The sequence below is a fragment of the Faecalibacillus sp. H12 genome, from assembly GCF_013361255.1.
GTDB lineage: Bacteria > Bacillota_I > Bacilli_A > Erysipelotrichales > Coprobacillaceae > Faecalibacillus > Faecalibacillus intestinalis.
On sequence record NZ_JABWDK010000008.1, the window covers coordinates 18,188 to 44,060 of the forward strand.

34 protein-coding genes and 1 pseudogene are annotated in these 25,873 nt (G+C 28.1%); 8 read left to right on the top strand and 27 right to left on the bottom strand.

Translation table 11 applies throughout. The features are described 5' to 3' along the window. From HUU89_RS07340 to HUU89_RS07370, 7 genes are all read right to left on the bottom strand, one after another. Entirely contained in the window at window positions 1–561 is a 561-nt protein-coding gene (locus HUU89_RS07340; protein WP_032090980.1) for a DJ-1 family glyoxalase III, read from the bottom strand. Between the two features lie 92 nt (window positions 562–653). Next, window positions 654–833, bottom strand: coding sequence for a PTS sugar transporter subunit IIA (locus HUU89_RS07345; RefSeq protein ID WP_081918996.1), 180 nt, complete (start codon window positions 831–833; stop codon window positions 654–656). A gap of 7 nt (window positions 834–840) precedes the next feature. Further along, window positions 841–1,014, bottom strand: a complete 174-nt coding sequence (locus tag HUU89_RS07350; protein WP_175301416.1) for a PTS sugar transporter subunit IIA — start codon at window positions 1,012–1,014, stop codon at window positions 841–843. A 214-nt stretch (window positions 1,015–1,228) separates the two neighbouring features. Further along, window positions 1,229–1,480, bottom strand: a complete 252-nt coding sequence (locus HUU89_RS07355) for a hypothetical protein (RefSeq protein ID WP_032090981.1) — start codon at window positions 1,478–1,480, stop codon at window positions 1,229–1,231. A gap of 316 nt (window positions 1,481–1,796) precedes the next feature. Then, a complete protein-coding gene (locus HUU89_RS14740) occupies window positions 1,797–3,329 on the bottom strand; it encodes a hypothetical protein (protein ID WP_217498454.1) in 1,533 nt (510 codons plus the stop codon). Then, on the bottom strand, window positions 3,319–3,771 hold the full coding sequence (locus tag HUU89_RS07365; protein WP_052011010.1) for an RNA polymerase sigma factor: 453 nt from the start codon (window positions 3,769–3,771) through the stop codon (window positions 3,319–3,321). The genes HUU89_RS14740 and HUU89_RS07365 overlap by 11 nt, the downstream gene beginning before the upstream one ends. 87 nt (window positions 3,772–3,858) lie before the next feature. Continuing rightward, window positions 3,859–4,596, bottom strand: a complete 738-nt coding sequence (locus HUU89_RS07370; RefSeq protein ID WP_175301417.1) for a helix-turn-helix domain-containing protein — start codon at window positions 4,594–4,596, stop codon at window positions 3,859–3,861. A gap of 157 nt (window positions 4,597–4,753) precedes the next feature. Here HUU89_RS07370 and HUU89_RS07375 point away from each other — a divergent pair, with 157 nt between their 5' ends. Then, on the top strand, window positions 4,754–5,434 hold the full coding sequence (locus HUU89_RS07375; RefSeq protein WP_118470156.1) for a DUF6198 family protein: 681 nt from the start codon (window positions 4,754–4,756) through the stop codon (window positions 5,432–5,434). Window positions 5,435–5,481: 47 nt separating this feature from the next. Here the strand turns inward: HUU89_RS07375 and HUU89_RS07380 are convergent, their stop codons facing one another. The 5 genes from HUU89_RS07380 to HUU89_RS07400 are packed head-to-tail and all read right to left on the bottom strand — an operon-like array spanning window position 5,482 to window position 8,964. Then, entirely contained in the window at window positions 5,482–5,898 is a 417-nt protein-coding gene (locus HUU89_RS07380; RefSeq protein WP_119364192.1) for a flavodoxin family protein, read from the bottom strand. A gap of 2 nt (window positions 5,899–5,900) precedes the next feature. Next, window positions 5,901–6,122, bottom strand: a complete 222-nt coding sequence (locus HUU89_RS07385) for a hypothetical protein (RefSeq protein ID WP_106987508.1) — start codon at window positions 6,120–6,122, stop codon at window positions 5,901–5,903. A 13-nt stretch (window positions 6,123–6,135) separates the two neighbouring features. Next, the gene (locus tag HUU89_RS07390; RefSeq protein WP_175301418.1) at window positions 6,136–7,140 is read right to left on the bottom strand and encodes an alpha/beta hydrolase; all 1,005 of its coding nucleotides are present in this window, start codon (window positions 7,138–7,140) and stop codon (window positions 6,136–6,138) included. Next, complete coding sequence (locus tag HUU89_RS07395; RefSeq protein ID WP_147580118.1) at window positions 7,140–8,120, bottom strand: aldo/keto reductase; 981 nt, start codon at window positions 8,118–8,120, stop codon at window positions 7,140–7,142. The genes HUU89_RS07390 and HUU89_RS07395 overlap by 1 nt, the downstream gene beginning before the upstream one ends. A gap of 4 nt (window positions 8,121–8,124) precedes the next feature. After that, window positions 8,125–8,964: an oxidoreductase gene (locus HUU89_RS07400; RefSeq protein WP_022002472.1), complete on the bottom strand. Its 840-nt coding sequence runs from the start codon at window positions 8,962–8,964 to the stop codon at window positions 8,125–8,127. A gap of 108 nt (window positions 8,965–9,072) precedes the next feature. Here HUU89_RS07400 and HUU89_RS07405 point away from each other — a divergent pair, with 108 nt between their 5' ends. Continuing rightward, on the top strand, window positions 9,073–9,930 hold the full coding sequence (locus HUU89_RS07405; RefSeq protein ID WP_175301419.1) for a LysR family transcriptional regulator: 858 nt from the start codon (window positions 9,073–9,075) through the stop codon (window positions 9,928–9,930). Between the two features lie 34 nt (window positions 9,931–9,964). Here the strand turns inward: HUU89_RS07405 and HUU89_RS07410 are convergent. Next, a pseudogene (locus tag HUU89_RS07410) lies at window positions 9,965–10,527 on the bottom strand (family 1 glycosylhydrolase); the annotation flags it as partial. A 216-nt stretch (window positions 10,528–10,743) separates the two neighbouring features. On the opposite strand from HUU89_RS07410, the gene HUU89_RS07415 reads away from it, so the two are divergent. Then, entirely contained in the window at window positions 10,744–11,346 is a 603-nt protein-coding gene (locus tag HUU89_RS07415) for a Type 1 glutamine amidotransferase-like domain-containing protein (protein WP_147580119.1), read from the top strand. Between the two features lie 44 nt (window positions 11,347–11,390). Further along, the gene (locus HUU89_RS07420; protein ID WP_004612402.1) at window positions 11,391–11,837 is read left to right on the top strand and encodes a hypothetical protein; all 447 of its coding nucleotides are present in this window, start codon (window positions 11,391–11,393) and stop codon (window positions 11,835–11,837) included. A 180-nt stretch (window positions 11,838–12,017) separates the two neighbouring features. On the opposite strand, the gene HUU89_RS07425 is transcribed toward HUU89_RS07420, so the two are convergent. The 3 genes from HUU89_RS07425 to HUU89_RS07435 form a co-directional block, all read right to left on the bottom strand. Continuing rightward, window positions 12,018–12,344, bottom strand: a complete 327-nt coding sequence (locus HUU89_RS07425; RefSeq protein WP_147580120.1) for a hypothetical protein — start codon at window positions 12,342–12,344, stop codon at window positions 12,018–12,020. A 143-nt stretch (window positions 12,345–12,487) separates the two neighbouring features. Next, entirely contained in the window at window positions 12,488–12,862 is a 375-nt protein-coding gene (locus HUU89_RS07430) for a desulfoferrodoxin family protein (RefSeq protein ID WP_117871168.1), read from the bottom strand. 83 nt (window positions 12,863–12,945) lie between these two features. Continuing rightward, a complete protein-coding gene (locus HUU89_RS07435; RefSeq protein WP_317992329.1) occupies window positions 12,946–13,785 on the bottom strand; it encodes a YwqG family protein in 840 nt (279 codons plus the stop codon). 313 nt (window positions 13,786–14,098) lie between these two features. Here HUU89_RS07435 and HUU89_RS07440 point away from each other — a divergent pair, with 313 nt between their 5' ends. Then, entirely contained in the window at window positions 14,099–14,260 is a 162-nt protein-coding gene (locus tag HUU89_RS07440) for a hypothetical protein (RefSeq protein WP_158570173.1), read from the top strand. An 83-nt stretch (window positions 14,261–14,343) separates the two neighbouring features. Here the strand turns inward: HUU89_RS07440 and rpsR are convergent, their stop codons facing one another. The 3 genes from rpsR to rpsF are packed head-to-tail and all read right to left on the bottom strand — an operon-like array spanning window position 14,344 to window position 15,364. Next, on the bottom strand, window positions 14,344–14,574 hold the full coding sequence (gene rpsR, locus HUU89_RS07445) for a 30S ribosomal protein S18 (protein WP_022001180.1): 231 nt from the start codon (window positions 14,572–14,574) through the stop codon (window positions 14,344–14,346). 17 nt (window positions 14,575–14,591) lie between these two features. Next, the gene (gene ssb, locus HUU89_RS07450) at window positions 14,592–15,065 is read right to left on the bottom strand and encodes a single-stranded DNA-binding protein (RefSeq protein WP_118573526.1); all 474 of its coding nucleotides are present in this window, start codon (window positions 15,063–15,065) and stop codon (window positions 14,592–14,594) included. Between the two features lie 17 nt (window positions 15,066–15,082). After that, a complete protein-coding gene (rpsF, locus tag HUU89_RS07455) occupies window positions 15,083–15,364 on the bottom strand; it encodes a 30S ribosomal protein S6 (RefSeq protein ID WP_117782590.1) in 282 nt (93 codons plus the stop codon). A 179-nt stretch (window positions 15,365–15,543) separates the two neighbouring features. Here rpsF and HUU89_RS07460 point away from each other — a divergent pair, with 179 nt between their 5' ends. Next, window positions 15,544–15,888: a hypothetical protein gene (locus HUU89_RS07460; protein ID WP_117480481.1), complete on the top strand. Its 345-nt coding sequence runs from the start codon at window positions 15,544–15,546 to the stop codon at window positions 15,886–15,888. On the opposite strand, the gene HUU89_RS07465 is transcribed toward HUU89_RS07460, so the two are convergent. Together HUU89_RS07465 and ispD are read right to left on the bottom strand one after the other, a co-directional pair. Further along, entirely contained in the window at window positions 15,868–16,218 is a 351-nt protein-coding gene (locus HUU89_RS07465; protein WP_117782589.1) for a hypothetical protein, read from the bottom strand. The genes HUU89_RS07460 and HUU89_RS07465 overlap by 21 nt on opposite strands. Further along, the gene (ispD, locus tag HUU89_RS07470; RefSeq protein ID WP_117480483.1) at window positions 16,215–16,853 is read right to left on the bottom strand and encodes a 2-C-methyl-D-erythritol 4-phosphate cytidylyltransferase; all 639 of its coding nucleotides are present in this window, start codon (window positions 16,851–16,853) and stop codon (window positions 16,215–16,217) included. Before ispD ends, HUU89_RS07465 begins: the two co-directional genes overlap by 4 nt. Before the next feature lie 105 nt (window positions 16,854–16,958). Between ispD and HUU89_RS07475 the strand changes: the two genes are divergently transcribed. Continuing rightward, complete coding sequence (locus tag HUU89_RS07475) at window positions 16,959–17,876, top strand: NDP-sugar synthase (RefSeq protein WP_175301421.1); 918 nt, start codon at window positions 16,959–16,961, stop codon at window positions 17,874–17,876. A 16-nt stretch (window positions 17,877–17,892) separates the two neighbouring features. Here the strand turns inward: HUU89_RS07475 and HUU89_RS07480 are convergent, their stop codons facing one another. From HUU89_RS07480 to HUU89_RS07505, 6 genes are all read right to left on the bottom strand, one after another. Then, window positions 17,893–18,963 (bottom strand): hypothetical protein, encoded by a 1,071-nt coding sequence (locus HUU89_RS07480; RefSeq protein WP_175301422.1) that lies wholly within the window; start codon window positions 18,961–18,963, stop codon window positions 17,893–17,895. A gap of 199 nt (window positions 18,964–19,162) precedes the next feature. Further along, window positions 19,163–19,969: a Cof-type HAD-IIB family hydrolase gene (locus HUU89_RS07485; RefSeq protein ID WP_175301423.1), complete on the bottom strand. Its 807-nt coding sequence runs from the start codon at window positions 19,967–19,969 to the stop codon at window positions 19,163–19,165. A 217-nt stretch (window positions 19,970–20,186) separates the two neighbouring features. After that, window positions 20,187–21,044, bottom strand: a complete 858-nt coding sequence (locus HUU89_RS07490; protein ID WP_117850210.1) for a MurR/RpiR family transcriptional regulator — start codon at window positions 21,042–21,044, stop codon at window positions 20,187–20,189. A 116-nt stretch (window positions 21,045–21,160) separates the two neighbouring features. Continuing rightward, entirely contained in the window at window positions 21,161–22,561 is a 1,401-nt protein-coding gene (locus HUU89_RS07495; RefSeq protein ID WP_022000674.1) for a glycoside hydrolase family 1 protein, read from the bottom strand. A gap of 140 nt (window positions 22,562–22,701) precedes the next feature. After that, entirely contained in the window at window positions 22,702–24,624 is a 1,923-nt protein-coding gene (locus HUU89_RS07500) for an AAA family ATPase (RefSeq protein ID WP_147358483.1), read from the bottom strand. A gap of 63 nt (window positions 24,625–24,687) precedes the next feature. Continuing rightward, complete coding sequence (locus HUU89_RS07505; protein WP_032091018.1) at window positions 24,688–25,050, bottom strand: hypothetical protein; 363 nt, start codon at window positions 25,048–25,050, stop codon at window positions 24,688–24,690. 63 nt (window positions 25,051–25,113) lie between these two features. Between HUU89_RS07505 and HUU89_RS07510 the strand changes: the two genes are divergently transcribed. Continuing rightward, entirely contained in the window at window positions 25,114–25,794 is a 681-nt protein-coding gene (locus HUU89_RS07510; protein ID WP_254697724.1) for a GTP pyrophosphokinase family protein, read from the top strand. The last annotated feature ends 79 nt before the right edge of the window (window positions 25,795–25,873 follow it).

Below are 25,873 nucleotides of genomic sequence, written 5' to 3' on the forward strand. Positions count from 1 at the left end.
TTATTCATCCTCCTTGACATCAAATGCATTAAAATAAACCATTCTCTTTTTAACTGCTAAATCATCTCCACCTAATAATTCTACAAGTTTATAAGCAAATCCATAAGCTGTTGCTGGTCCTCTACTTGTAACAATATTGCTATCAATGACCACTTTGTCATTTAAATAAGTTCCTTGTTTTATCTTTTGATCATAGCCTTGATAAGCTGTAAATTTTTTATCAACTAATAAATTTGCTTTTTCTAAAACAATAGGTGCTGCACACATAGCACAAACATATTTACCTTTTTCATTCATTTGTTGTAAATATGAAATAAGTGTTGGGTTATTTTTCATCGCTTCTGCTCCACCATAACCCCCTGGTAAAATAACCATGTCATAATCAAGAAGTGTCTCATTTAAGATGTGATCACATCTTACAATGATTTCATGTCCTCCTTTAACTTCTTGTTCAAAACCTACTAAATCACATTGAAGATGTGCTCTTTTTATAATATCTGCAATTGTTAGAGCTTCACCTTCTTCAAAACCTGATGCTATTATAATTGCTGCTTTTTTCATCATTATTCCTCCATTTCATCTTTAAAATAATCTTTACAATGAAATGAAACAATGGATTCCCTAAATTAAGAAAAAAGCCTAAGAATTTCTTCTTAAGCTTTAAGATATTCAATAACATCTTTAGCATCTTTGGTTTCTAATAAAACTTGCATGGCTTGTTTATTATCCATAACTGCATAAAGATCTTTTAAAGTATTTTTAGTTACTTGAGGTTCTTTCATATTCATAGCAATCATAAAAATAATCTGTACTTGATGTTGATTCCATAAAATAGTTTTTTTAGGTTGCTATAACGATTTTAGATTTTATAATTTCTTTTTCACTACCATGAGGAATAGCAATATTATTACCTAAATCAGTAGCCATGATTTTTTCTCGACGAAATATACTTTCTTTATAGTTTTCACTAACACAGTGATGTTTATGTAATTCATCACATAAACCACCATCCAAGCTGTAATAGCTGTAAAAACAATAGCTTCAAATTTTGTTTTGGGCATTTTTAATTCTTTTTTCATAAATTTCCTCCTAAAAAAATAAATGCCACCTCGCCTTTTGACAGTAGCAAGGTGACATTTAGTGTCTAGGTGTATTTTAGAGATATTTTATTTTAAAGACAAGAAAAAATATTTTTCTTGTGCATCTATCGCAAAAAAACAAACAAGCATTATTTATGCTCTATGCACAACTGTGCCTTTTTTAATTGTTTCTTCAAAGAGATGATCTTTATTACTTTATAAACCAAAATTCCTAAAATAATCAAGCATAAACAACTTAATTGATTATATCCACCCAAATAATACTCATCAGTATTTCTAACAGGATAAATATCAATTTCTATACAAATCCAAATAAGTGCTAATACTCCTCCTGATAAATAATGCCAAAATAATTTATTTTCTATTTTCTCTTTCGTCATCATCTTTCTCCTTTATTTTAAATCTTCCAATTTATGAATTATTTCTTGGGAAATAATTTGTTAAAAAGGAATTATATTATTATACTGATTCATTTTTACAAACTAAAATAACATAATAAATAATAAAAAACTTATTATCAAAATAACTATTTTTTCTATTTTATACTCTTCTATCAATGGATTATGTGAAAATTAATTTTTTTAATTATTTTGTTTAATTTATTCAATAAAATAGTTTATAATAACCATGTTGGAAGTGTAATGTTTGTATAGAGATTGAGCATCCTTGATGGATGCTCATCTTTTTTATACCATTTTAATAACCATGATCTACATGTTTCCATTCACCCTGTTTATTTCTTACAAGTAACCAAATCCAATCTTTATAAGTACTATTAGGATTTAAAGAACCATCTCCACCACTTCCATCAACATCAAATGTTGATGTTAAAACAATAGCTTCATCTGCACCATATTGTTGTAGTATTTCTTTAAAATAATTTTCATTATCTCCCGCATAATAAATTTCTTTTAATGTACAGCCTTTAAAATTTTCATTAAAATAATCAATAACTGTATTAATTGCTGAAGTGATATCATCATAGCTATAAATATTTGAAGTGACTTCTTTTTCTACAATATCATTTTCTTCTCTTTTTTCTATACGAACAAGCATATTGATATCTGTTTGAATAACATATTGATAAGAATCATCAATATATGCTTTATAGTTTCCTCCACTATAATGACTAGGAAGGATGACTTCTGTAAGAGGAAGTTGTTGATTCATCAAAATATCTTGTGCATGTTTAATAATTTCTATTGGGTCTTTTTCAAGCGTTGATGTAATACTATCTGTAAAACCATATTCTTTTGAAACATATTGAATGATTTTGTTATTTTTATCATAACTAACATCAAGTCTTAAAGTTGGTTCATCTTTATCATTACTGAAATTAAAATAATTTTCTTTTTTATCTTCGTAAACATAACCATTTTTCATCAATTCATCTATAACTTCTTGAGGAAGGAGTTCTTTTAATTCTTTGATTGTTTCTGATTCACTTAAAGTACTAAAACGTAAGTATTTATGTTTTGATTGCTTTAATTCAGTATTAATTTCTGTACGTTTTGCTTTTCTTTTTTGAACAAACATTTGTCCTTTTTGATTAAAAGAAAGTTCTACTTCAAAAAGTTTACTTGCGTTTGATTTATAGTTCACTTCAATTCTAAAATTATCAGAAATATCTTTTATCTTAGAGTTAAAAAGATAATCTTCTGGTTTCCAAATAACTTTTAAGCCTTTTTTTGTATGATAATATTTTTTATAAAGATCATAAGAAATCGTAGTATCACTTTGATAGACTTTTCCGCCTAGATGAATCTCCAAAGGATTTCCTCCTTGAACAATACGAATTGATTCAATTTCATCACTTTGTACATCTACTGTAAAATAACTTGTTGTAAGATACCCATCTAAATAATATTTTCCATCATAATTTTTTAAATCTAATTGCGATTGTTTAAAATCTGTTTTTTTAGAAAAATACTTTTCTTCATATTTCTTTTTCAATTGCACTTTATCCATTATATTGACCTGATCATGAATTAAATAATAATCCATCGGTGTTGCTTGAGTAGTAATAGAATTATAGGTTTGATTATAAGCAAGAATTTCAAATGTATCTTTTGTTTCTTTGTTTTGAATACCTAATACAAATAAAAGAACTACACAAGAAATAATCAAAATAGGTTTATAGTAATGATGTTTTTTTATAGGAATTTGTTGAAGAAGATTTTCATCAACTTGAATTTCATCATAATAATTTTTAAATGATTTATTTTTCATCAGCCTCTATCTCCTTTCTTAATTGATTTCTTGCTCGGTTTAATAAAACACGAACATTATTTTCTTTGATATGTAATAATTCTGCCATTTCTTTTGTTGAATATCCTTCATAATAAAATAAATAAAGAACTACATTATACTTTTTAGAAAGCTTATTTAAATAAGGGGTCAAATCAATTTCTTGCTTTTCAAAAATATAAGTTTGTTCATCGATTTCATCTATTTTATTATGCCAAAAAGACTTCAAAGATGTTTTACTACAATTAAGTGTTACCCTTATAAACCAAGCTTTTTCATGTTCTAAAGATTCAAAAACTGGTTTTCTTTTCATATAACGATACATCACATTTTGGAAGATATCATCTGCTTGATCTTTTTGATGACATTGACTAAAAGCTAAACGATAAACCAGTTCTTTTTCTCGTTGAATCACTTCTTCCATACAAAAACCTCCTTTCATTAGTAATACTTTTTAAAGGTCAAATATGTTACAAAAATTATAACATTTTCATAAAAAAATACCTTGGTATTACCAAGGTAAATGATCTATATTAAGTTTTTCATAATTTATATTTTGACTTTGATAATAATGAACTTGATGATTCTCATCATCAAGGATTTTAATGATATTATTTTTAAGTATGACAATTGTTACTTTTATATCACCTTTTTGACTCATAATATAAAATTCATACTGTTTTTCTTGATTATCTTGATCAATATAAGAAATTGTAGGATTATTTGAAAATTCTGTTTTAATTGTTTTAATCTTTTTAAAATCATTAACATTTAAATAATCACAAAATTGAATAACTTTCTTTTGTGTCAACCCACCCGAATACATAACCACTAACGAAGCAGGTTCACGATAAGCTAAAGCCAATTGGTCACCTACATAATAATCACTGCATAATCTTTGAATGATATTATTATAATTATTTTCATATTTTTGCTGTTTTTGGACTTTATACATACCAATTAGTGTAATTGCAAAAATAAAACAAACAATACTGATGATAAAAATATCTTTTCTTTTTTTCTTTCTTTTTTGAATAATATATTCATTGCTTTGAAGGAGTTCTTCATAGTCTAATTTTAAAATAGATGTTATTTTAGCAAGTAAGGTAATATCAGGATAACCTCTTCCTGTTTCCCATTTACTAATTGTTTTGTTGCTGACATTTAGTAAATCAGCAAGTTGACTTTGAGTGTACCCTTTTTTAAGTCTTGCATTTTTTATTGTTCTAGCAAATCTATCATTATCCATATACCTTACCTCCTATTTCAACTATACATGAATCAAATTAAAATAGAAAGAAAAGGACTATCTACCCATTGTAGATATGTCTAGAAATGTTTCCATTTTGGAAACATTTTTAATTTTATTGATAAATACTTCTATAATGCATGGTGAGGTGATTAAAATGAAAAAAAGAAGAATAAATAGTGAGATATTGTATTTAATTGCAATATTAGTTTTATCATTTTCAATAGACTTACTGACTATTGCAAACATGGGGTTATCTGCTATAAATGGACCCGCTTATATTTTAAGTGAAAAAGTTTATTCACTTACTTATGGTCAGGCAGAATATATTGTTGAAGGAATTATTTTTATCATTTTTTGTATTTTAATGAAGAAATTTAAAATGGCATATTTGAGTTCTTTTATCACAGGTGTTTTATATGCAACAATGGCAGATATTTGGAAAATAATTATTCCTTTCTTTCAAACTCAAAATGAAATATGTTTTCAATTACGTATTGTTTATTTTTTTATAGGTTTTATACTTTCAGCAATGGCTGTCGCTATGTTTTATAAATCTTATTTATATCCTCAAATCTATGATTTTTTTGTTCAAGAAATATCAAAAAAATATCATATTACTTTAAAAATATTTAAAACTTGCTTTGATTGTACATTCCTTATTTTATCTTTTATCATGTCTTTATTCTTATTTCATGGAATTGTTGGTATTGGTATAGGAACTATTATTGTTGCTTTGTTTAATGGAACATTCATTAGTTTTTTCAAAAATTTTCTTGATAAACATTTTATATGTATTCCAAAATTCACCAAACTTGAAAAATATTTAAAGCTATAAAAAAGGCTATAATGAAAACCTAAAAGCTAGGTTTCTTTATAGTCTTTTTATTCAGCAATCATCCCTTTATAGTTCATACCATAAAGTTTAGCAAAACGACTCATTGTATATTCACCAGCAGCTAATTGTTCCTTTGTAGGTGCATATCCTTGGAAAACAAAATACATATCTTTTCCTTGTAATAAACTTTCATCTACATAACCATAAAAACGATCTAAAACATTACGAATAGCTCCTGACATACTATGCCAATAAAGTGGTGAACCAATAACAATTGTATCTGCTTGTTTCATTTGTTCAATAACTTCATCTAATTGATCATCTTCAAAGTTTTGACCATAACTGTAGATTTTATAATCAACTAGATTTAATGTTTTAAATTCTTGATCTTTTAAGAATTTTTTAGTAAGTCTTACAGTATTTCCATTTTTATTAGGACTTCCATTAATAAATAAAATACTCATTTTTATATCTCCCTATAACTTATATATAATTGTGTTTCATTTCTAATAATTTTATAGTGTTTAATAATATTAATTAATAAATTAATTTGATATTCTTCGATATCACCTATCAAATAAAGTTGTTCATTTGATAATAAGGGTTCAAAAGAATAATCATTAAGTTGTAATAGATTTATGATTTCATCTTTTTGTTTGCTTAGACAAACAATAATTGCTTTTTGCATTTTTTCACCAACTTTATTTATAAAATATATCTAATTTTTCAATTGCTTCTTTTACAACACTTTCTTTGTAATACGTTTGTATATGGGTTGCATCTTTAAGATAATAAAGTTCTTTTTCTTTTGTCGTAATCGCTAGTTCAAAAGCTTGTTCACTCATATAATTTGTATCAGCATGATCTCCAACCATCATTAATAATGGTTGATCAAGAAGATACATAAATTGAACTGGATCATAAACCATCAAATCCATCAAGTTTCTTTGTAAAAAACATGAATGACTATTAGGATGAAAATGTGTTTCTACATAATATTCATAACCTTCACGATACATTTCAATTGGTAATTGATGCCCTACTTCTGGTTTCATCTCTGTCATATTCGCATTATAAATCAAAGTATCTTCATTTAATTCTTTTTCTCGAATAGAAGCAACCTCATGAAGTCTTTTTAACACGGTATCAACTTGACTGTTTTGAAAGCCTTCACGTCTAACCGCTCCCGTATTAAACATAGAGACAGTAGCTATTTTCTTTAAACGTTTATCCATTTGTCCACATGAAAGCAGATAGCCTCCACCACCGCAAATACCTAAACCATAGATACGTTGTGAATCAACGCCAGGAAATGAGAAGATAGCATCAATCATCCCTCTAATATCTTCTATGCGATAATAAGGAATATCTTGTTGTCTTGGCATTCCTTCACTTTCACCAAAAAACATGCAATCAGAGACAATTGTAATATATCCTTTTTCAGCAAGTCTTTGTCCATAAAGTCCAGCTGCTTGTTCTTTAACTGCTCCATTAGGAACAGCGATAACAATAGCAGGATATCGTTTATCTTTACTATAGTTTTTTGGTGTATAGATATTAGAAGCAATTTTTATGCCATTTAATTGATAAGTAATTGGATGTATTTGAACTTCATTTTCTTTATTTTCAGTTATAGCATTTTCATAAACCAATCCAAAAGGATTAGAAGAAAAGGGAAAAGCTTCCCTTTTATCTAATTGAATCATTAATGACCTCCAAATACTTTAAATTCCATTGTATTTAATTTATCATCAATTGTTTTAACTTCTTCTTGACTTAATTCAACATTACCTGCTTCAAAGTTAGATTGAAGTCTATCAAGTTTTCTTGATCCTGGAATTGGAATAATGAAATCATATTTATTAATCATCCAAGCAAGTGACATTTGTGCATTTGTAGCATGATGTTTTTCACCAATTTGAGAGACAACTTCTAATAATTCATTTGTCTTTTTAATTCCTTCTTCACTGTATTGAGGCATATCAGGTCTAAAGTCTTGTTCACCACTACCGAAAGCTTTTTTAGATTGATAAGCTCCTGTAAGTGCCCCATTAGCAAGAGGAGAGAAAGCAACATAAGTGATTCCTAATTCTTTACATACAGGCATTAAATTTTCATGCCATCTAGCCATCATTGAATATCTGTTTTCAATAACAGTTACAGGACATACAGCATGAGCACGTCTTAAGTATTCTTCATTTGTTTCAGAAATACCCCATGCTTTAATTTTTCCTTCTTCAATTAATTCTTTCATCACACCAGCAACAACTTCTGGTTCTACTTTAGGATCAATACGATGTTGATAATAAACGTCAACATAATCTGTTTGTAATTTCTTTAATGATCCTTCTAAGGATTTTCTAATTGTTTCTGGTGAACTATCAAATTCAAGGTGATCACCCATATGTTTAACACCAAATTTAGTACATAAGATAATATCTTTTCTAAATGGTTTAACAGCTTCACCAACAACTTCTTCGTTATAAGCTGTACTTCCATCAGGATTAACTCCTGTATAACATTCAGCTGTATCATAGAAATCATATCCCATGTCATGTGCTTTTCTTAAAATTTCTACTGCTTCTTCTTTAGGCGTTGGAAGTCCACTGGCATGAGTTAATCCCATACATCCTAGTCCAATCGCATTAACATACATATCTGTTTTTCCAAGTCTTACTCTTTTCATCTTTCTACTTTCCTTCCTCATAATCACATGAAGCTGATACTTCAGCCCATTTATCTAATTCTGCAATTTTTGCTTCTAAAGTTGATTTAACTGCTGTTACGGCTGCTTTACCTAAAGTTAAAATTTCTGGTAAATCATCATTATGCACAACATCTACAATGACTTTACCAGCTTTATCTGGATCACCTGCTTGTTGATGTTTGTTTTCAAAGTTACCTGGTCTTGATTTACCTACGACTGCTTCATAATCACCAATTTGAGCTTTTGTTCCTTGTAAAGATTCACCATCATAGAATCTTGTTCTAAAAGCTCCTGGTTGAACAACCATTGCTTTAATTCCTAATGGAGCAAGTTCTTTCATTAAACCATTTGTAAGTAATTCTAAGGCTGCTTTACTTGAAGCATAATATCCTGAACCTACAGCGGATCTTGCTGCTGCAATCGAAGTCACATTTAAAATATAGCCTGATTTTTGTTCTCTCATTTTAGGAAGAACGGCTTTAATTAATTCAATTGGTCCAAACAAATTAGTTTGATATAAAGTTTGAACTGCTTCGATTTCTCCTTCTTCTACAGCACTACGATAACCATATCCTGCATTATTAACAAGAACATCAATTGTTCCAAATTTATCGTATGCTTCTTTTACAGCGTTTTTAATACTATCTTGACTACATACATCTAAAGAAACAGCTAAAGCCGTTTCTGGATAAGCTTCTACAATATCCATCACTTTATCTTTATTTCTTGCTGTAACAATTGCTTGATCCCCACTTTCTAAAACAGCTTTCGCAATTCCTTTTCCAATACCACTTGAACATCCTGTAATTAACCATGTTTTCATTTTTTAGTTTCTCCTTTTTACATACATATTTTATTTTTTTATTACTTAAAAGTACAATACCAATAAAGAAATGTGCTATAATTTAAACGCATAGTAGGAGGTCATTATATGATAGAACTTAATCAACTTGAACAACTTATTTATATTGCTGAAAATAAAACAATTTCTAAAGCTGCCAAAGAATTATTAATTTCACAACCAGCCCTTTCACGCTCTATGCAAAGATTAGAAAGTGATTTAGGAGTAGAACTCTTTGATCATTATAAAAATAAAATTGTTCTTAATAAAAATGGTGAATTAGCTGTTAAGCATGCTCAAAAAATCATTAAAAGTATTCAAACAATGATAAATGATGTACAAGATTATGATCAATCATTTCATCGTATTTCTATTGCAACTTGTTCTCCTGCACCTATGTGGGATATTGAACCTTTAATTAAAGAACTTTATCCTCAAATAACAATTCAAACAGCTGTCATTAATCAAAAAGATTTAATTACAAAATTAAAAGAAAAAGAGTATCAACTAATTATTACACCTGAACAAGTTGATGACTCTCAATATGTTTGTATTCCTTATGTAGAAGAAGACTTATTATTATCATTGCCTTTAAATCATCCTCTTACAAAGAAAAAAACTATTAAATTTCATGATTTAGATGGACAAACCATGTTACTTTATTCAAATATTGGTTTTTGGCATGATTTACATATGCAAAAAACACCAAAAACAAAATATTTATTACAAGAAGAACGTTTTACTTTTAATGAAATCGTGAAAGCTTCTACTCTTCCTTCTTATACTTCTAATCTTTCTATTAAAAGAGAAGGAAAGATGTCTGATCGTATTATTTTGCCAATTGAGGAAGAAGAAGCCCATGTCACTTATTATGTTGTGATGCTTAAAGAAAATAAGAAAAAATATAAAGAACTTATTGATAAAATAGATCAATATTATGATTATTAAAAACCCGTAAGTCTTATGACCCACGGGTTATTTTTTAATCTAAATCATTTCCATGAGATTCGATTACTTTTTTATACCAATAGAATGAATCTTTTCTTCTTCTTGATAAATCTCCAGTACCATCATCATATTTATCAACATGAACAAAACCATAACGTTTTTCTGTTTTTCCTGTAGAAGCTGAAACTAAATCAACACATCCCCACATAGTATATCCCATTAAGTCAACACCATCTTCATTAACAGCTGCATCCATAGCTTTAATATGATCTCTAAAATAATTGATTCTATAAGTATCATGAATTGATCCGTCTTCTTCAATTGTATCAAATGCTCCTAAACCGTTTTCTACAACAAATAATGGCATTTGATAACGATCATAGAGTCTGTTTAATGCATTTCTAAGTCCTGTTGGATCAATTTTCCATCCCCAGTCAGATGCACTTAAATACCAAGCGATAAGTTTCCACCACCTGCTCCTTCATAATCTTCTGGATTAGAAGCTACAACTTGTGACATATAGTAAGAGAATGATAAGAATTCAACCGTACCTTCTTTAATAATTTCTAAATCTCCATCTTCAATTGGAAGCGTAATTCTGGATTATCAACGCTTTTTACGATAAAAAAGTGCTGCGATCACAAGGCTTTTTGCAAGTAAAAATGAAAAGAATATATATAGGTAGCCTACGAAACTGGATGCTGGTTACAGAAGCAAGTCGACAGGCAGTGTATTAAAATTAGGTGGATGTAATTGAAGAAAAAATATGATATCCTGTGAGTAACAAATCGGAATTTATAAAGGAGAATATTGATGAAACTATTTTTATGTTCGCATTTTTCAAGTGTAGGAAGTCTGATAAAGGAAGAAATTGAAAATAAGAAAGTCGCATTTATTCCAACAGCTTCACTGCGTGAAGGCTACACCGGTTATGTCGGCTCGGCTCGAAAATTATTCAAAAAGTTGGGAGCAATCGTAACTGAAATTGATATTTCAACGGAGGCTTATTCAACGATACAGTCTGTTTTTGAAGATTCAGATGTGATATATTTTACCGGCGGAAATTCTTTTTTTCTTATGGACTGGCTCCGTAAAACGGGAACTGATGGGCTGCTGAAAAAGGAATTGGCAAATGGAAAATTGATGATCGGCGAGTCGGCAGGCGCAATTATATGCGCTCCAAGCATCCAATATATCCAGCAAATGGATGAAAAGCCGAAGGACTACTCACAAGAAGATGATGCAGGGCTTGATTTGATTGATTTCTATGTTCTTCCGCATTATCTTACAGCACCATTTAAGAAAGTTACCGAGAAAATAATGACTGAGTTTTCGGATTTGAATCTATACCCAATTAACAACCGTCAAGGAATTGTAATTGACGGTGAAGGTTCAAAGGTTATTTGCAAAGACTAATTTGAAAATTCAAGTTTGGAGAATTGAGAAAATCGAAGATTGTGATGGTAGATAATATGGAATGGTTTAATGTTTTTGGGCTGATTTTTATTGCAGTCATTATGATACCCAATGTTGTATTTGCGATTAAGTGCAAAGATGGATTTGATAATAAGTGGAACAATAAATATGTTGAGGTCACAGAACAAGTAGGGAGATTGGGTTGTTTCGGATTCATGATAATCAATATTCCGGGAACTTGGTTCGGGTGGTGGTCTGACGAAGCATTTGTACTATATTTGATTGTAGATACCATATTGGTAATGCTTTATTGTGCTATTTGGATTATATGTTTTAAGAAAAACAGCGTTTTCAGAGCATTAGCACTTTCTATTATTCCTTCAATGTTGTTCTTGTTTAGTGGGATTATGAGTAGGTCAGTGCTATTGATTATTGCATCAGTATTATTTGCACCAAGTCATATTGTGATTTCATATAAAAATGTAAAATGATATTTACAACTTCCCGTTTAGAGCGTATGGAGATAATCTATACGCTCTTTTTTTGCCTTTTTTTGAAAAAGTGATTAAAAAACTATTGACATTTTGTTACTGGACTAAGCACTAAAGTACTTTTTTTCTTGTGTCCGTTTTACAGGATCCATTTTAAAGAGCTTCAATTCGAAGCTCTTTTTAATCAAATAAACGATGTTCATTCCCACTTGGTATTTTATAAAGCATACATAATACTAAACCAACGGTTGCACAAATAAAAAGGAAACCAAAGAAAAATTGATATGAATATAAATCAATCAAATAACCTGCAATAGCTTGGAAAATAATCGAACTAAAACTTTTGAATGTTGAAACAATTGATAAAGCACTCATTTGGTGCGTTCCATCAATAATAGTTGCAATAACTTTCATATTAATCATAATAAATGCCATTGTTGTAACTGATTTTGTTAAAAAAGTCATAATCATTTGAATAATAACATTTGGTATATAAGCATATGTCATAAATTGAACAACAAGCTTACCATTATCTATTTAGATGTTATATAGAATTAATATACTAAAAACTATTTATCAAATGATAATTATAATTGAACTGTTAATAGAATACATATAAAAAGACCATTTTTGGTCTTTTTATAGCTTCATTATTTTTTCCATAATCCATGAAGATTACAGTAAGCATACACTTCTTCTACTTCTTCACCTTCTAAGATTTTAAAATCAACACTTGGTTTTTCTCCTGGTTTTAGATATTTTCTTTGAATACCTTTATCTGTTTTCAAAGAAACCCATTCAATCCAATGTTCTGCTGTCATTGGATGTTCTACTTCTCCAACAAATACATGAACGGTATCACCTTCCACTGTATAAACAGGAATATGTTTTTCAAATGCAGCATCTTCAATTCCTGCTTGAAGCTCTTTCATAACTTCGCCACAACATACCACAGGGACTCCTTTATCTTCTACTTTTTCAATCACATTTCCACAGTGTTTACAAATATAAAATTTTTGATTCATAGCCTTTTCCTCTTTTCTATAAATAGTAATTATTCCTATTTATAATATAAACTATTTTTCTCTATTAAGCAAACAATATGCATCTAATAACAATCCCAATAATAGCGAACATGACTAAAATCTTTATTTTTTAAATCTTCTTTTGAAATAAAGAAGTTACCGACACCTGAATCGCCCCATAAAATATGATCTTGTGAATCAAGTTGAAACAACAATATTTCATTACTATCTTCTTGACGAGGATCATATTGTGTGAAGAAAGGATAACCGCCTATTTGACAAGGAATCAAGGTAATCAAATCATTTAATTCATCCACTACCTCATCATCTTGCATGATTCCTTTTAAGTTTTCATCTAAATAAGTATCAACAACTTCATCAAAGTGAATATCATTCATTGTGATGATTTGTTTATCTAAATGAGCCTTTAATAAAAAAGTTGTATCTTTTTCTAATGGAAATTCTGTATCTTCGCTATATTGAAACTTATAAATACTTGATTCATCTACTAATTTTGGTACTTCTTCTAAATAACGTAAACACCACCCTGATTGACTATATTCATTATCAAAGTCTAATCCATAAACGCCATCATCTCCACTAATAAAGATTTGAAGTAATCCTTTTTCTGGAAAATCTTTTATATGAGGTATTTGTTCAAAATTTATTTGTGCTAATAAATATAAAGGTGCTCCCGTTTTTTGATTTACTGGAAGATTTTGATCTCCAGGCACATAATAAGCACCACCTACTTTACTATCAAAGATATGTGTTTCTTTTTCTTCTAATTCAAAGCGTATATAGTCTACTTCACTTACTTCTTTTAGTCTTTGATAGATTCTTTTGGCAGGTTTTTCTTCTTTATATTCTTCTTGTTTATTATTTTCTTTTTTTAATAGTTTGTCTAAAAATCCCGCAACAATCCCTCCTTTATACTATTGTATCAATTAATTAATATTTAAAAAGAAAAAACTTATTTTCTAGCGAATATATATGTTGAAAGGAGATTCAACATATGTACTATATAAAGATAATAATAGGAGGACTTTTATGAAATGTCCTCTATTCAAAAACAACTTTCTTTATTATTTGTTTTAAATTTATATTGAAAATCATGAACCTATCATCCATACTAAAATCAACAATTATGAGGAATGGTTAGATAGATTCGGCAATGAGTTAGGAGGTAAAAAACATAAAAAAATAAATGAAACTCAACGAAAAATAATTCACTTATTGAATGATTTGGGCATTGATCGTATCAGCATGGCTGGAATTATGGGAACATTAGAACAAGAAAACTTAAATGAAAATACTTTTTTAAATTTCATTGAAAATAAAGTTTCTCTTACTATCGAAGATTGTACAGACCAAATATGGCGTATGAGAGGATGTTAAAAATAAATACGAAAAGCTCATAAACACTATGTTTTCTAGCATTTATGAGCTTTATTTTTTATAAGTAATTATACTCTTTAAAATTATTCACCAACGTATGGTAATAATCCCATTTGTCTAGCACGTTTGATAGCTACTGCTAATTGTCTTTGATATTTAGCAGAAGTTCCAGTTACACGTCTAGGAATGATTTTACCGTTAGCTGAAACAAATCTTTTTAATAAATCAACATCTTTATAATCGATGTAAGTAATTTTGTTTTTTGTAAAATAACAAACTTTTCTTCTACCCATTCTTTGTCTTTTAAAAGCCATGTTCTTATACTCCTTTTCTAAAATTGAATATCGTCTTCCATGATATTAAATGAATTATCAAAATCTTTTTCTAATTCAACTGTTTGCATATCTTGGAAATTATCTGTTTGTGGTTGAGAATATTGATTATTCATCATACCTTGGTTCATAGAACTTTGGTTTCTTTCTCTTTGAGCTCTTGTTTCTAAAAATTGAACAGAGTCACAAACAACTTCTGTAACGTATACGCGTTGTCCTTGAGCATTATCATAAGATCTAGAACGAAGTCTACCTTCAACTCCTACTAAAGATCCTTTTGCACAATATTGTGCAACATTTTCAGCGACTTTATTCCATACAACGCATGAAATATAATCAGCTTGTTGCCCATCTGCAGAATTATAGTTACGATTTAACGCTAACGTAAAACTTGTAACTGCAGCCCCGTTTCCAGTTCTTCTAAGTTCTGGATCACGAGTCATTCTACCAACCATAACAACTCTATTAATCATCGTTAAACGCCTCCTAATTATTTACGAAGAGTTAAGTGACGTAATACTGAAGCGTTGATTCTTGATAAACGTTCGAATTCAGCGATTTCTGCTGGTGCACAAGTTGTATCAACTACAACATAGTACCCTTTTGTGTAATCTTTAATTTCATAAGCGAAATCACGTAATCCCCATTCGTTGACATTATCAACTGAACCACCGTTAGCAGTTAAGATTGATTTGAAGTTTTCAATTAAAGTATTTCTAGCTTCTTCTTCAACATCTGGTTTTACAATAAACATAATTTCATATTTATTCATCTCTTTTACCTCCTATGGTCTTTTGGCTTACTTTTTAGTAAGCAGGCAGTAAAATAATCTTTACATGCTCGTCCATTATATCTTATTGTTTACTTTTATGCAATAATAAAATGATTATTTTATGTAATTTTACCCCTTTATAGGCATATTTTTTTCATATTCTATATTGAGGTGATATTATGAATTATCTATTATTTTTATTTTGGATATTTTTTATGATTTTATTTCATTATTTAATCAAAAATGATTTTTCTTTTATTCAAAAATATCTTAATAAACTTTTTAAATATTCTCCCTTATTTAAAGAATATTTAAAAAAGTATTTAAAAACTATTTTATATACATTTTTTACTTTTATTGTAGGTAAGACTTTTGAACATCTTGATATGTGGGTAGATTTGTTTTTTGTTTCTATATGGATGTTAGTAGATGAAAAAGAAAATATAAATATTGAAAATAAAAAAGAAACAATACCTTCTTTTATAGGTATTGTTCTAGGTTTATTACTCCAATACTTTATATGATTTTACTTTTATACTTTGGATATCTTTATTTTTTATATCTAATGTTCCTTCATAGTAAATATATATTCTATTTCCTTTGATAAGACCTTTATTAGAATCTATTGCTCCCGCAATAGAAATTAAATACTTTTGATGATCATTTGTTTCTATCAATAATGTTTCATCACCCACATTTTTAATTGTTCCTACAATTGTTTTATATTGACTTAAATTTTCTTGATCATCAGATTTAAAATGAAAACATCCAAAAATAACTCCTATTAAAACAAATAAAGTAATTAAAATCCAAACTATACTCTTTTTCTCTTTTCTAATATGCTTACCTTTCATCTTAAATCTTCCTGTGTTGTAATTTTTAAATTACTATAATCTCCTAATACTGCCTTAATATCCTTATCTATATATCTTTCAAATAATTGACTATCATCAGTCGCAACATATCCTTCATCTTTTGCCTTTTGATAAGCCACCTTAATATCTTCACTTTTAAATACTTGTGGTGTTTGAGCCTGCATCAATGTTTCTCTTTTTAAAGTTTTAACAACAATACCCTCTTTCACTTCTTTAATAGTATCTTTACAAGGAACCATTAATAACCCAGCATCATATGTTTTTAAACATTCAACTAAATCATTAATACTTTGTTTACTTACATAAGGTCTTGCTCCATCATGAATAAAGACATGATTTTCTTTTACTTTTTGTAAACCTTCATAAACACTATCTTGTCTTTCTTTACCACCAAAAACATACTCAATTCTTGAATCATTAACTAATGTTCTTATATCATCTATTTCATTTTCTTTCGTTACAACAATAATTTGTTTACATCTATTATCCTCTAAAAAATGAGAAATATTCATTTCATAAACAGTTTGATTATTTATTTTATAAAAAATTTTATTATATTTCAAACCTGTTCTTTTGCCACTTCCAGCACATAAAAGAATTAAACTATAGTTCATGTTTTTCACCTCATGATTATTTTATCACACCGTGATAAAATAATAAAATTTACATAGATATTTCTAGAAATATGATATAATCTAACTTAGACAAAGGAGAATTTTATGAATACAACACTTATTATTATGGCGGCTGGAATTGGTTCACGCTATGGAAAAGGAATTAAACAACTAGCGAAAATCGGTCCTCATGACGAAATCATTATGGATTATTCCATTTATGATGCTCTTGAAGCTGGTTTTAATAAAGTCGTTTTTATTATTAGAAAAGACATCGAAAAAGAATTTAAAGAAGTTATTGGTAATCGCATTGAAAAACACATTCAAGTTGAATATGTTTTCCAAGAAATTAATACTATTCCTGAAGGGTGTACAGTACCCGAAGGTAGAATCAAACCTTGGGGAACTGGGCAAGCTATTTTATCTTGTAAAGGAATCGTTAATGAACCATTTGTCATTATCAATGCTGATGATTATTATGGAAAAGTTGCTTTTAAAAAGCTCCATGATTTTTTAATTGAAGATAGTCATAGAAATAGTGAGTTTACCATGGCCATGGCTGGTTTTATCTTAAAAAATACTTTAAGTGATAACGGTACAGTCACTCGTGGTATTTGTGTAGAAGATGAAGAAGGTTATTTACATAGAGTTATTGAAACAAAGGGTATTATTAGAAATAATCAAGGAACAATTGATTGTGATACAGAAGAAAGTAAAGATATTATTCAAGAAAACAATCGTGTTTCTATGAATATGTGGGCTGGTTATCCTTGTTTTATTGATTATCTTGAAAATGGTTTTAAAGAATTCTTATTAGATGATAGTGAAGATGAACTTACTAAAGAATATTTATTACCTATTATTGTTGATCAATTAATTAAAACAAACAGAGCTTCAGTAAAAGTATTAGAAACAACTGATAAATGGTTTGGTGTTACTTATCCAGAAGATAAGCAGATAGTCCAAGATTCTATTAATGAACTTATTGAACAAGGTACTTATCCAGAAAAATTATGGAAATAAAAAGTCTAGCTTAAAGTTAGACTTTTTCATTGTCATAAATCATTGGTACAACACGACTATTACCTAAAAAAACAGAAAGTACATCTTCTTTCATATCTAATCCACTATAAATAAAATCCACAAGTTTCTCTATATCCACTTGTAAAATAGCAATCTTTTGACTTTGATGATAATCAAATTCAATAACAGCACATTGTCTTATAATTCCCCATTTCGTATCTTTGGTATCTCCTAAATAATCAGGTAACACAAGAAAATTATAAACACCTACATTTGATTCATTTTCTTTTTCATAAATACGTTGAAATTGTTCTTGATAGAAAAATTGTTTATAAATATCTAGATTTCCTGGCAAATAATAGGCTTCGTTTTCATAATCCCACCCATAATATTTCGCATCAAGTATACAACAACTTTTTTGTGGACGATCATATTTAGGATTTTCTAGGATTCTTTCACAAACAATATCTGGAATATTCTTTTTATTTTGATTGATAAAAACACTTTCTCTTTCTTTGACAATTTGTTTTTGTTTATGATCTTTTGTCTGTTTTCCTATTGCATTCCAATGATAAGTATTATATTTTGTATCATTAATATCTATTTCTTTATCTAATAATTGACTATTAAAGAGAACATCACCTTTTTGAATACTTATTTGATTTTGAAAAAATTCTCCTATCATCCATTCAAAAACCATTTCAAATTTAAAAGTAATGATTTCTTGACAACTAGAACTTGTTTTATTTTCTTCTATAGTTTTTTTGCACCAATTTTCAATAGATTCATACTTATTTATCAAATCACACTTTTTTTCATTAACTACAAAATATAAATCAAATAATCTTGCATATTTATAGAGTAATATTTCTTTATCAATGCCATCTTTAATAATAACTGATTTTGGTAAAGATAAAATTAATCTATCTTTATCTAAAAGAATGCCTACAAAATTACTTATATACATCCATTCTTTTGTTTCTTTATCCATATTTCTTCTAAAAAGCGATTCTTTAACATTCTCTATTACTTCTTGATATTTATTATAGTCAACGACTTTACCATCTTGAATTAACTCTATTTCCATTCTTTTATCCTCTACCTAACATATCTATGATATCTCTGTTAAAGAAAAAATGTCAAATAGAAAAAGCTTTTGCTTACGCAAAAACTTCTAAAAACAAATCAATACAAAATAAACAAATATCTCAATCAACAGCATCAGTTGTAAAACAATACTAATTATTCATATTTTCTTTGATAATAGATTTTAATTCTTTTTACTCTTAAAGAATATATTTTTCAATATAATTTCCTATTCCATCATGATCATTATCATCGGTAATATAATCAGCTACACTCTTTGTTTTTTCACTACCATTAGCCATAACGACACCAATACCAGCATTTAATGTCATATCATAGTCGTTATCTGCATCTCCAAATGTAACAATATCTTTAATATCAATATGATGTAATTTTAATATTTCTTTAAGTCCTGCAGTTTTTGATATTCTTGGATCCATGTATTCGTACAATACACTCGCTGTTTTAAGTGATGATGATTTATAATCATCACTATGAAATGTTTTAGATCTTTCAATGATTTGATCCATATATTCAGGTTTACAAATAATAATAAGTTTAGCTTTAGGTGATGTTAAATATTCATCATAATCAACAACCTTATAAGGAACACGGTCTCCTTTAGAAAGATCTTGAATATATTCATCATCCTTTGGTGAATAAAAAATACCATCTTCAGGAATCGCAAAATTACAATCCATATCTTCATAATGCTTTACAATTTCTTTAATCAACTCTCCATCTAATGGATATTGAGCTTTAGAAATATCAAACGTATAATCATAAATTTCCGCTCCACCAGTACCAACAATCATATCTACCAAACCTTCAATACCCCAAGTACCAAGTAATGTTTGAATACTATTAACATCTCTACCTGTTGATAAACCAAAAAGAATTCCTTTTTCTCTAGACTTTTTAATCATTACAACTGTCTTCTTTGTAACTACACCTTCACTTGAAAGAAGTGTTCCATCTATATCACACATAATTGCTTTTACGTTCATAAAAATACCTCCTACTCAAATCATAAATAATCTTTTCAATTGAAACAATTAGAGTACAAAAAAAGAATTTTTTTCTCAAATTCTTTTTTCTCTTAATTATAAATTAGAATTATTTTCTCATTATTTTTCACTGTTTTTTCAAAATTTAGTGATTTTGTATATAAAAAACTCATTGTTTTTTTGTTGAATTGATAACAAAATTATCATTTATTGAAATTTATTTAATAGTCCCTTCTACAATATTATTATAATAAGCCAATTTCTTTTCAATATTCTCTTGATAATCCAATTTAAAATAACATGTATATAAAACATCTAAAATATAAAGAATAGAAAGTCGTGTTGAAAAAGATGAAATCTTTTTATAATGATTTTCATAAGGTGATATATAGAGTTGATAATCTGGATCAAAATCTTTAAATGTATAGTCATACGATGAAATTAAAACGATTGGTGTTTTTACCTTATGCAATATACGAGGTAAAATATCAGATAATATACCTCTTCCTCCAAAAGTAATAATAATTGCTAGATGATTTTCATCACTACTTGCTGCTATAAGTCTTTGTTGGTATTCATCAATAGGAACATTTACTTGTTTACCTATTTCTTGCATTTGAAATTGAAAATTCAGAGCAAAATTAATATTACCTGCAGAAGTATACACATCTATGATTTGTGCTTTTTTCATTGCTGATGCAATAAGCCGTAATTGGTCTAAGCTAAAAAGATTAGCTGTTAGATTAAGAGTTTGTTCATAATCTTCTTTGATTTTTTGAATGATTTCATAATGTGTTTGAAATTGATTAACAGGAAAATCAAAATTAAAATTTTCGTTACTTTTTCTATAGTCATCAAGAGAACTGGTTATTTTTATTTTTAAGTCAGAAAATCCTAATAGTCCTAATTTATCACATAAACGATAAACTGTTGCTGTTGAAACAAAACAAACTTTTCCAAGATCTTTTGACGACATTTTTAAAACATCTTCAGGATGTTTTAAAATATAATTTGCCAAGATTCTTTCATTTTTTGATAAATCTTTGTTTTCTTTTAAATTTATAAATAGATTCATATCATCACCATCTTTATTTTAATGCATTTATACCCATAAATGCATTTTTTTCATATACTAAAAAAATTTCAATTTTCCAAAATAAAAGTGCCTACACTTGGTAGACACCTTCTCTTTTATTCAAATTCATTAGTTCTAGCAACTTCTCTAATCCATGAAGCTGATTTCTTTTCTTTACGTTTATAACCATCATCTAAACATACACGAACAAATCCGTATCTGTTTTTAAAAGCATTACACCATGACCAGTTATCAATAACACCCCAATAATGATATCCTAAACAATTAGCTCCATCTTCAATTGCTTTAGCGATCCATTCTAAATGATCTCTTACAAATTCAATACGATAATCGTCTTGAACAGTTCCATTTTCATCCATATATTTTTCTTCACCTTCAACACCCATTCCATTTTCAGAAATAAAGAAAGGTAAATCTGGACATTCTTTTTTAATTTTCATACCAAAGTCATAAATTCCCTTTGGATAAATTTCCCATCCACGATAAACATTCATTTTTCTTTCAGGCCAAATATAAGGTTTAGAAATACATGGTAAACCATTTTCATCAAATTTACTATCTGGTGCTTGAACACGTGTTGGTTGATAATAGTTAAATCCTAACCAATCTACTTTACCTTGAGCTAAAATAGCTTCATCTCCAGGACGACGATTGATTTCTACTTTCCAATCATTTTCTACTGTATCTAAAACATCTTGTGGTAAATGTCCATGAGCAACGACATCTAACCACCATCTGTTGTGTAATCCATCTGTCATACGTACTGCTTCTAAATCTTCAGGAGTTGGATTTTCTTTTGTATATGGTGGAGCAAAACAGTTAATCATTCCAATTTTAGCACCTTCACATAATTTACCTTCTGCTTTTAATTTTCTAAAGTTTGCGACAGCTAAACAATGCGCTAAAGTAATATTATATTGTACATTGATTGATTGTTTGAAATCTTTTTGATATGGATACCAAACACCATGTAAGAATTGTTGTTCTGGTTCTACAATAGGTTCATTGAAAGTAAACCAATATTTTACTTTATCTCCAAATTCTTCCATTGCAATCTTTACAAAGTTCGCATAAGCTTCAACAACTTCTCTATTTTGCCATCCACCACGTTTTACTAAATATTCAGGCATATCGAAATGATACATGTTCATGAAAATATCAATTCCATTTTCATTTGCGCAATCGATTAATTTATGATACCAAGCGGCACCTTCTGGATTTAATTTACCATCTTGATCTAATAAACGAGTCCATTGCATAGAAGTTCTAAATGATTTAAAGTTTAAACTTTTTAATAATTTAATATCTTCTTCATATTTATGGTACATATCATTTCCAACATATGATCCCACATTATTAAAGAAAGCATTAATTTCTTGATCAGAATACATATCCCAATAAGAACGTAATCTTCCACCTACATTCCAGGCACCTTCTGTTTGAGGTCCTGACATAGCAGCACCAAAAAAGAAATCTTTAGGTAATTTAATAGTCATCTTTTCTTCCTCCATTATTTTCATGATTATTATACTGTCATTATATCATTAAATCTTTTTTGCTGGAGGAAATGTATTCTATTTTCTTACTTATTTCTTTTTCTTTATAATCATGTAAATAAAATACAAAAATGCCCCTATTAGGACATTTGTTTAATTTGTTTCATCATTTTAGATAGATTAATCGGAACATGTTCCTCTTTTAATAAATTGTGTATTTTCTCAATAGAAATATGTTCACGTAAATGAATAATTTTTTCTATTATTTCTTTAGATAAAGGTTGATACTCAATTATTTGATCAACCTTATCAAACAATTCATGCTTTAAATACTTAGTTTGTCTACTTTTTTTAAATCCCATACAACAACGTGACGTACCTGTTTGACTCATTATAAAAACAACATTTTCAAAACTAATCTTTCTTTTAGCTTGATCTTCATAATATCCATCATCTAAGATTTGTGAAAATAAATGAATAATTTCTTCACATGCTTGATCAATATGATCTAATAATAAAACAGTATGTGGATAACTTTGTAAAGTTGATAAAAGAAGACTTGGTTGTTCATGATATGTTTCTAGAAGTTTATAAAGGGAATGGCTTTCTTGATATTGATTCATATCTAATTTTAAATAATGATAATTTAGATATTTAGCTAAGGATTTAGCCGTTAATGTTTTACCACAACTTGTTGGTCCATAAATAAAAAAGGAGATAGGTAATTGTTTATGTTGAAATGTTTCAATCATCTGATGAATTCCTTTTTCTTGACCTAAAATATCTTTATTTAATTGTTTTTCTAATTTTTGGTAATCCATTTGATGATGAATTGTAATATTTAAATACTTTTCAATTGTTTCTACAATTCTATTCTTTGTAAGTTCTTTTTCATGATAAAATTTAGCTTTAACACATGATAAATCTAAGATATCGATTGCTTTATCAGGATAAGTTCTATTTTTAATATGACAATCTACTAATTCTATTAATTCTTTTAAAAGTACATTATCTATTTTAATTTGATGATAACTTTCATAATAACCTTTAATTCCTTTTAATATCTCTAATGTTTCCTCTTTTGTATTTTCTTTTAAAGTGACAATAGAAAACCTTCTATTCATTGCATGATCTTTTTCAAAATGTTTATAATATTCATCAATAGTTGTAGCACCAACAACCGTCATATCTTTTCTAGCAAGATAAGGCTTTAAAATATTAGAAGCATCAATTGCCCCTTCAGCTCCACCAGCCCCAATGACATTATGAATTTCATCAATAAAAATAATCACATTATCCAAGTCTTTTACTTTATCAATAATCTTTTTAAACTTCTCTTCAAATTCACCACGATACTTTGTACCCGCAACCAGTGAAGATAAAGAAAGTTCATAAATAATCTTATTCTTCAAAGAATCTACTACTTTACCTTGATTAATCATCATTGCTAATTTTTCTACTAAAGCTGACTTACCTACACCCGCTTCACCAATAATCAAAACATTATTTTTTTCTTTTTTAGATAAAATAGTACATACTTGATCAATTTCATTTTCTCTACCAATAATTTTATATTTTTTAGTCTTCACTTTTTTATTAATATTGACAAGTGTTGGTATTTGATCCAATGGTGTTTCAAAAGCAGATTTTTCCTGCAACAAATAAATAACTTCTTCTACATCTACATGATATTTTTGTAATATTTCATAAGCAACTGATTCTTTTTCTTTTAATAAAGAAATAATTAAGATATTTAAAGTCACTTGATCTTGATTTTTATCTTTAGCGTATTCAATACTTCTCTCTAATATTCTTTTTACACTTTGACTATATTCCATATAAAAAGGTTGATCATCATTTGTGCCAAACAACCTTTTTATATCTTCTTCTACAACTGCATCATTGACATCATATTTTTGTAATAATCTTTTTAATTGATTATCATGAATCTTTAATAATGAAAGCAATAAATGTTCACTTCCAACATTTTGATGACCAAAATCAAAAGATAAACTTTCAGCTACCACAATCGCCTTTTGTGCTTGTTCATCAAATTCTCTCAACAATGACTTCACCTCTTTCCTTATAATAGTATGTACAAACTGAATAATTATTAGTACACACCATTAAGAAAACATCTTAATCAACCAAGATTTCTTTTTAATTTCTTTACTTGATGTACAATAAGAAACTTGTAACTTTCCTTCTAAAGATTTACCTTTACCTTCACCTAATACAATCGTATAAAGACCATTATAATATTTTGCATTAAAATCATCTTGATGATCTGCTAAAACTTGATAAACATCATCAACACCTTTGACCCATTTTTTATAATTTAAAAGAAGTTGATCTTTTACTTTGTACATTTCATCAATATCTTCTTGTTGATAAGAAGAACCAATGATCTTATATCTTGGTGTTTCATTTACTGCACAGACGCTTGTTAAATTCATCATAATTAAAAGAAAAATAATGATTTTTTTCATAAACTTCACCTCAAGTTCATTATGTTCGTTTATAATAAAAATAAACATAAGGAGTGAACTTTTATGAGTCGTATCATGCAAAAAGAAATAAAAAGTGAAATGAATGATTTTTTCTTTGCGAAAGATCATTTAGATTTTTATCATGAATATGTCAACGTTGAACAAAAGTATTTAGCAGGTATTAAGGAAGTAAGAACAAAATTAGAAATTTTAGATGATGAATTTCATCATCGTTTTGATCATAATCCTATTCATCATATGGAATGGCGTTTAAAATCTCCCCATAGTGTTGTTGAAAAAATGAAAAGAAGAAATCTACCTATTAGTGTTTCTTCTATTAAAGGTAATATTGAAGATATTGCGGGAATACGTGTGATTTGTCATTATATTAAAGATATTTATCGTATGTCTGATCTTTTATTAAGACAAGATGATATTCATTTATTAAAGATTAAAGATTATATTAAAAATCCTAAAGAAAATGGTTATCGTAGTTTACATCTTGTTGTAGAAGTTCCTGTTTATTTAGCGAATGAAAAAGTAATGGTTCCTGTAGAAATACAAATTCGTACTATTGCGATGGATTTTTGGGCAACATTAGAACATCATTTACGTTATAAAAATGATAAAGAAATTTCTGATGATATTCGTAATCGTTTATCAGATTGTGCTAAAAGCATTACAGATATTGATTATGAAATGGAAGATATACATAATGAAGTCTTTGGTCATCATAAAATATAAAAGCTAACGCAAAACCATTAGCTTTTATCATATAATTATTTAATTAAAATAATAGCAAATTCCTGCTCTTTCACTTTTT

Excerpts from the sequence above, each read along its gene's own strand:
- HUU89_RS07370 (WP_175301417.1), bottom strand. The coding sequence starts at position 4,596 with ATGGATAATGATAGATTTGCTAGAACAATAAAAAATGCAAGACTTAAA.
- HUU89_RS07405 (WP_175301419.1), top strand. The coding sequence starts at position 9,073 with ATGATAGAACTTAATCAACTTGAACAACTTATTTATATTGCTGAAAAT.
- rpsR (WP_022001180.1), bottom strand. The coding sequence starts at position 14,574 with ATGGCTTTTAAAAGACAAAGAATGGGTAGAAGAAAAGTTTGTTATTTT.
- HUU89_RS07375 (WP_118470156.1), top strand. The coding sequence starts at position 4,754 with ATGAAAAAAAGAAGAATAAATAGTGAGATATTGTATTTAATTGCAATA.
- HUU89_RS07495 (WP_022000674.1), bottom strand. The coding sequence starts at position 22,561 with ATGACTATTAAATTACCTAAAGATTTCTTTTTTGGTGCTGCTATGTCA.
- HUU89_RS07420 (WP_004612402.1), top strand. The coding sequence starts at position 11,391 with ATGGTAGATAATATGGAATGGTTTAATGTTTTTGGGCTGATTTTTATT.
- HUU89_RS14740 (WP_217498454.1), bottom strand. The coding sequence starts at position 3,329 with ATGAAAAATAAATCATTTAAAAATTATTATGATGAAATTCAAGTTGAT.
- HUU89_RS07425 (WP_147580120.1), bottom strand. The coding sequence starts at position 12,344 with ATGACATATGCTTATATACCAAATGTTATTATTCAAATGATTATGACT.
- HUU89_RS07465 (WP_117782589.1), bottom strand. The coding sequence starts at position 16,218 with ATGAAAGGTAAGCATATTAGAAAAGAGAAAAAGAGTATAGTTTGGATT.
- ssb (WP_118573526.1), bottom strand. The coding sequence starts at position 15,065 with ATGATTAATAGAGTTGTTATGGTTGGTAGAATGACTCGTGATCCAGAA.
- HUU89_RS07510 (WP_254697724.1), top strand. The coding sequence starts at position 25,114 with ATGAGTCGTATCATGCAAAAAGAAATAAAAAGTGAAATGAATGATTTT.
- HUU89_RS07415 (WP_147580119.1), top strand. The coding sequence starts at position 10,744 with ATGAAACTATTTTTATGTTCGCATTTTTCAAGTGTAGGAAGTCTGATA.
- HUU89_RS07365 (WP_052011010.1), bottom strand. The coding sequence starts at position 3,771 with ATGGAAGAAGTGATTCAACGAGAAAAAGAACTGGTTTATCGTTTAGCT.
- HUU89_RS07355 (WP_032090981.1), bottom strand. The coding sequence starts at position 1,480 with ATGACGAAAGAGAAAATAGAAAATAAATTATTTTGGCATTATTTATCA.
- HUU89_RS07390 (WP_175301418.1), bottom strand. The coding sequence starts at position 7,140 with ATGATTCAATTAGATAAAAGGGAAGCTTTTCCCTTTTCTTCTAATCCT.
- HUU89_RS07385 (WP_106987508.1), bottom strand. The coding sequence starts at position 6,122 with ATGCAAAAAGCAATTATTGTTTGTCTAAGCAAACAAAAAGATGAAATC.
- HUU89_RS07505 (WP_032091018.1), bottom strand. The coding sequence starts at position 25,050 with ATGAAAAAAATCATTATTTTTCTTTTAATTATGATGAATTTAACAAGC.
- HUU89_RS07485 (WP_175301423.1), bottom strand. The coding sequence starts at position 19,969 with ATGAACGTAAAAGCAATTATGTGTGATATAGATGGAACACTTCTTTCA.
- HUU89_RS07430 (WP_117871168.1), bottom strand. The coding sequence starts at position 12,862 with ATGAATCAAAAATTTTATATTTGTAAACACTGTGGAAATGTGATTGAA.
- HUU89_RS07460 (WP_117480481.1), top strand. The coding sequence starts at position 15,544 with ATGAATTATCTATTATTTTTATTTTGGATATTTTTTATGATTTTATTT.
- HUU89_RS07380 (WP_119364192.1), bottom strand. The coding sequence starts at position 5,898 with ATGAGTATTTTATTTATTAATGGAAGTCCTAATAAAAATGGAAATACT.
- ispD (WP_117480483.1), bottom strand. The coding sequence starts at position 16,853 with ATGAACTATAGTTTAATTCTTTTATGTGCTGGAAGTGGCAAAAGAACA.
- rpsF (WP_117782590.1), bottom strand. The coding sequence starts at position 15,364 with ATGAATAAATATGAAATTATGTTTATTGTAAAACCAGATGTTGAAGAA.
- HUU89_RS07475 (WP_175301421.1), top strand. The coding sequence starts at position 16,959 with ATGAATACAACACTTATTATTATGGCGGCTGGAATTGGTTCACGCTAT.
- HUU89_RS07400 (WP_022002472.1), bottom strand. The coding sequence starts at position 8,964 with ATGAAAACATGGTTAATTACAGGATGTTCAAGTGGTATTGGAAAAGGA.
- HUU89_RS07480 (WP_175301422.1), bottom strand. The coding sequence starts at position 18,963 with ATGGAAATAGAGTTAATTCAAGATGGTAAAGTCGTTGACTATAATAAA.
- HUU89_RS07490 (WP_117850210.1), bottom strand. The coding sequence starts at position 21,044 with ATGAATCTATTTATAAATTTAAAAGAAAACAAAGATTTATCAAAAAAT.
- HUU89_RS07340 (WP_032090980.1), bottom strand. The coding sequence starts at position 561 with ATGAAAAAAGCAGCAATTATAATAGCATCAGGTTTTGAAGAAGGTGAA.
- HUU89_RS07395 (WP_147580118.1), bottom strand. The coding sequence starts at position 8,120 with ATGAAAAGAGTAAGACTTGGAAAAACAGATATGTATGTTAATGCGATT.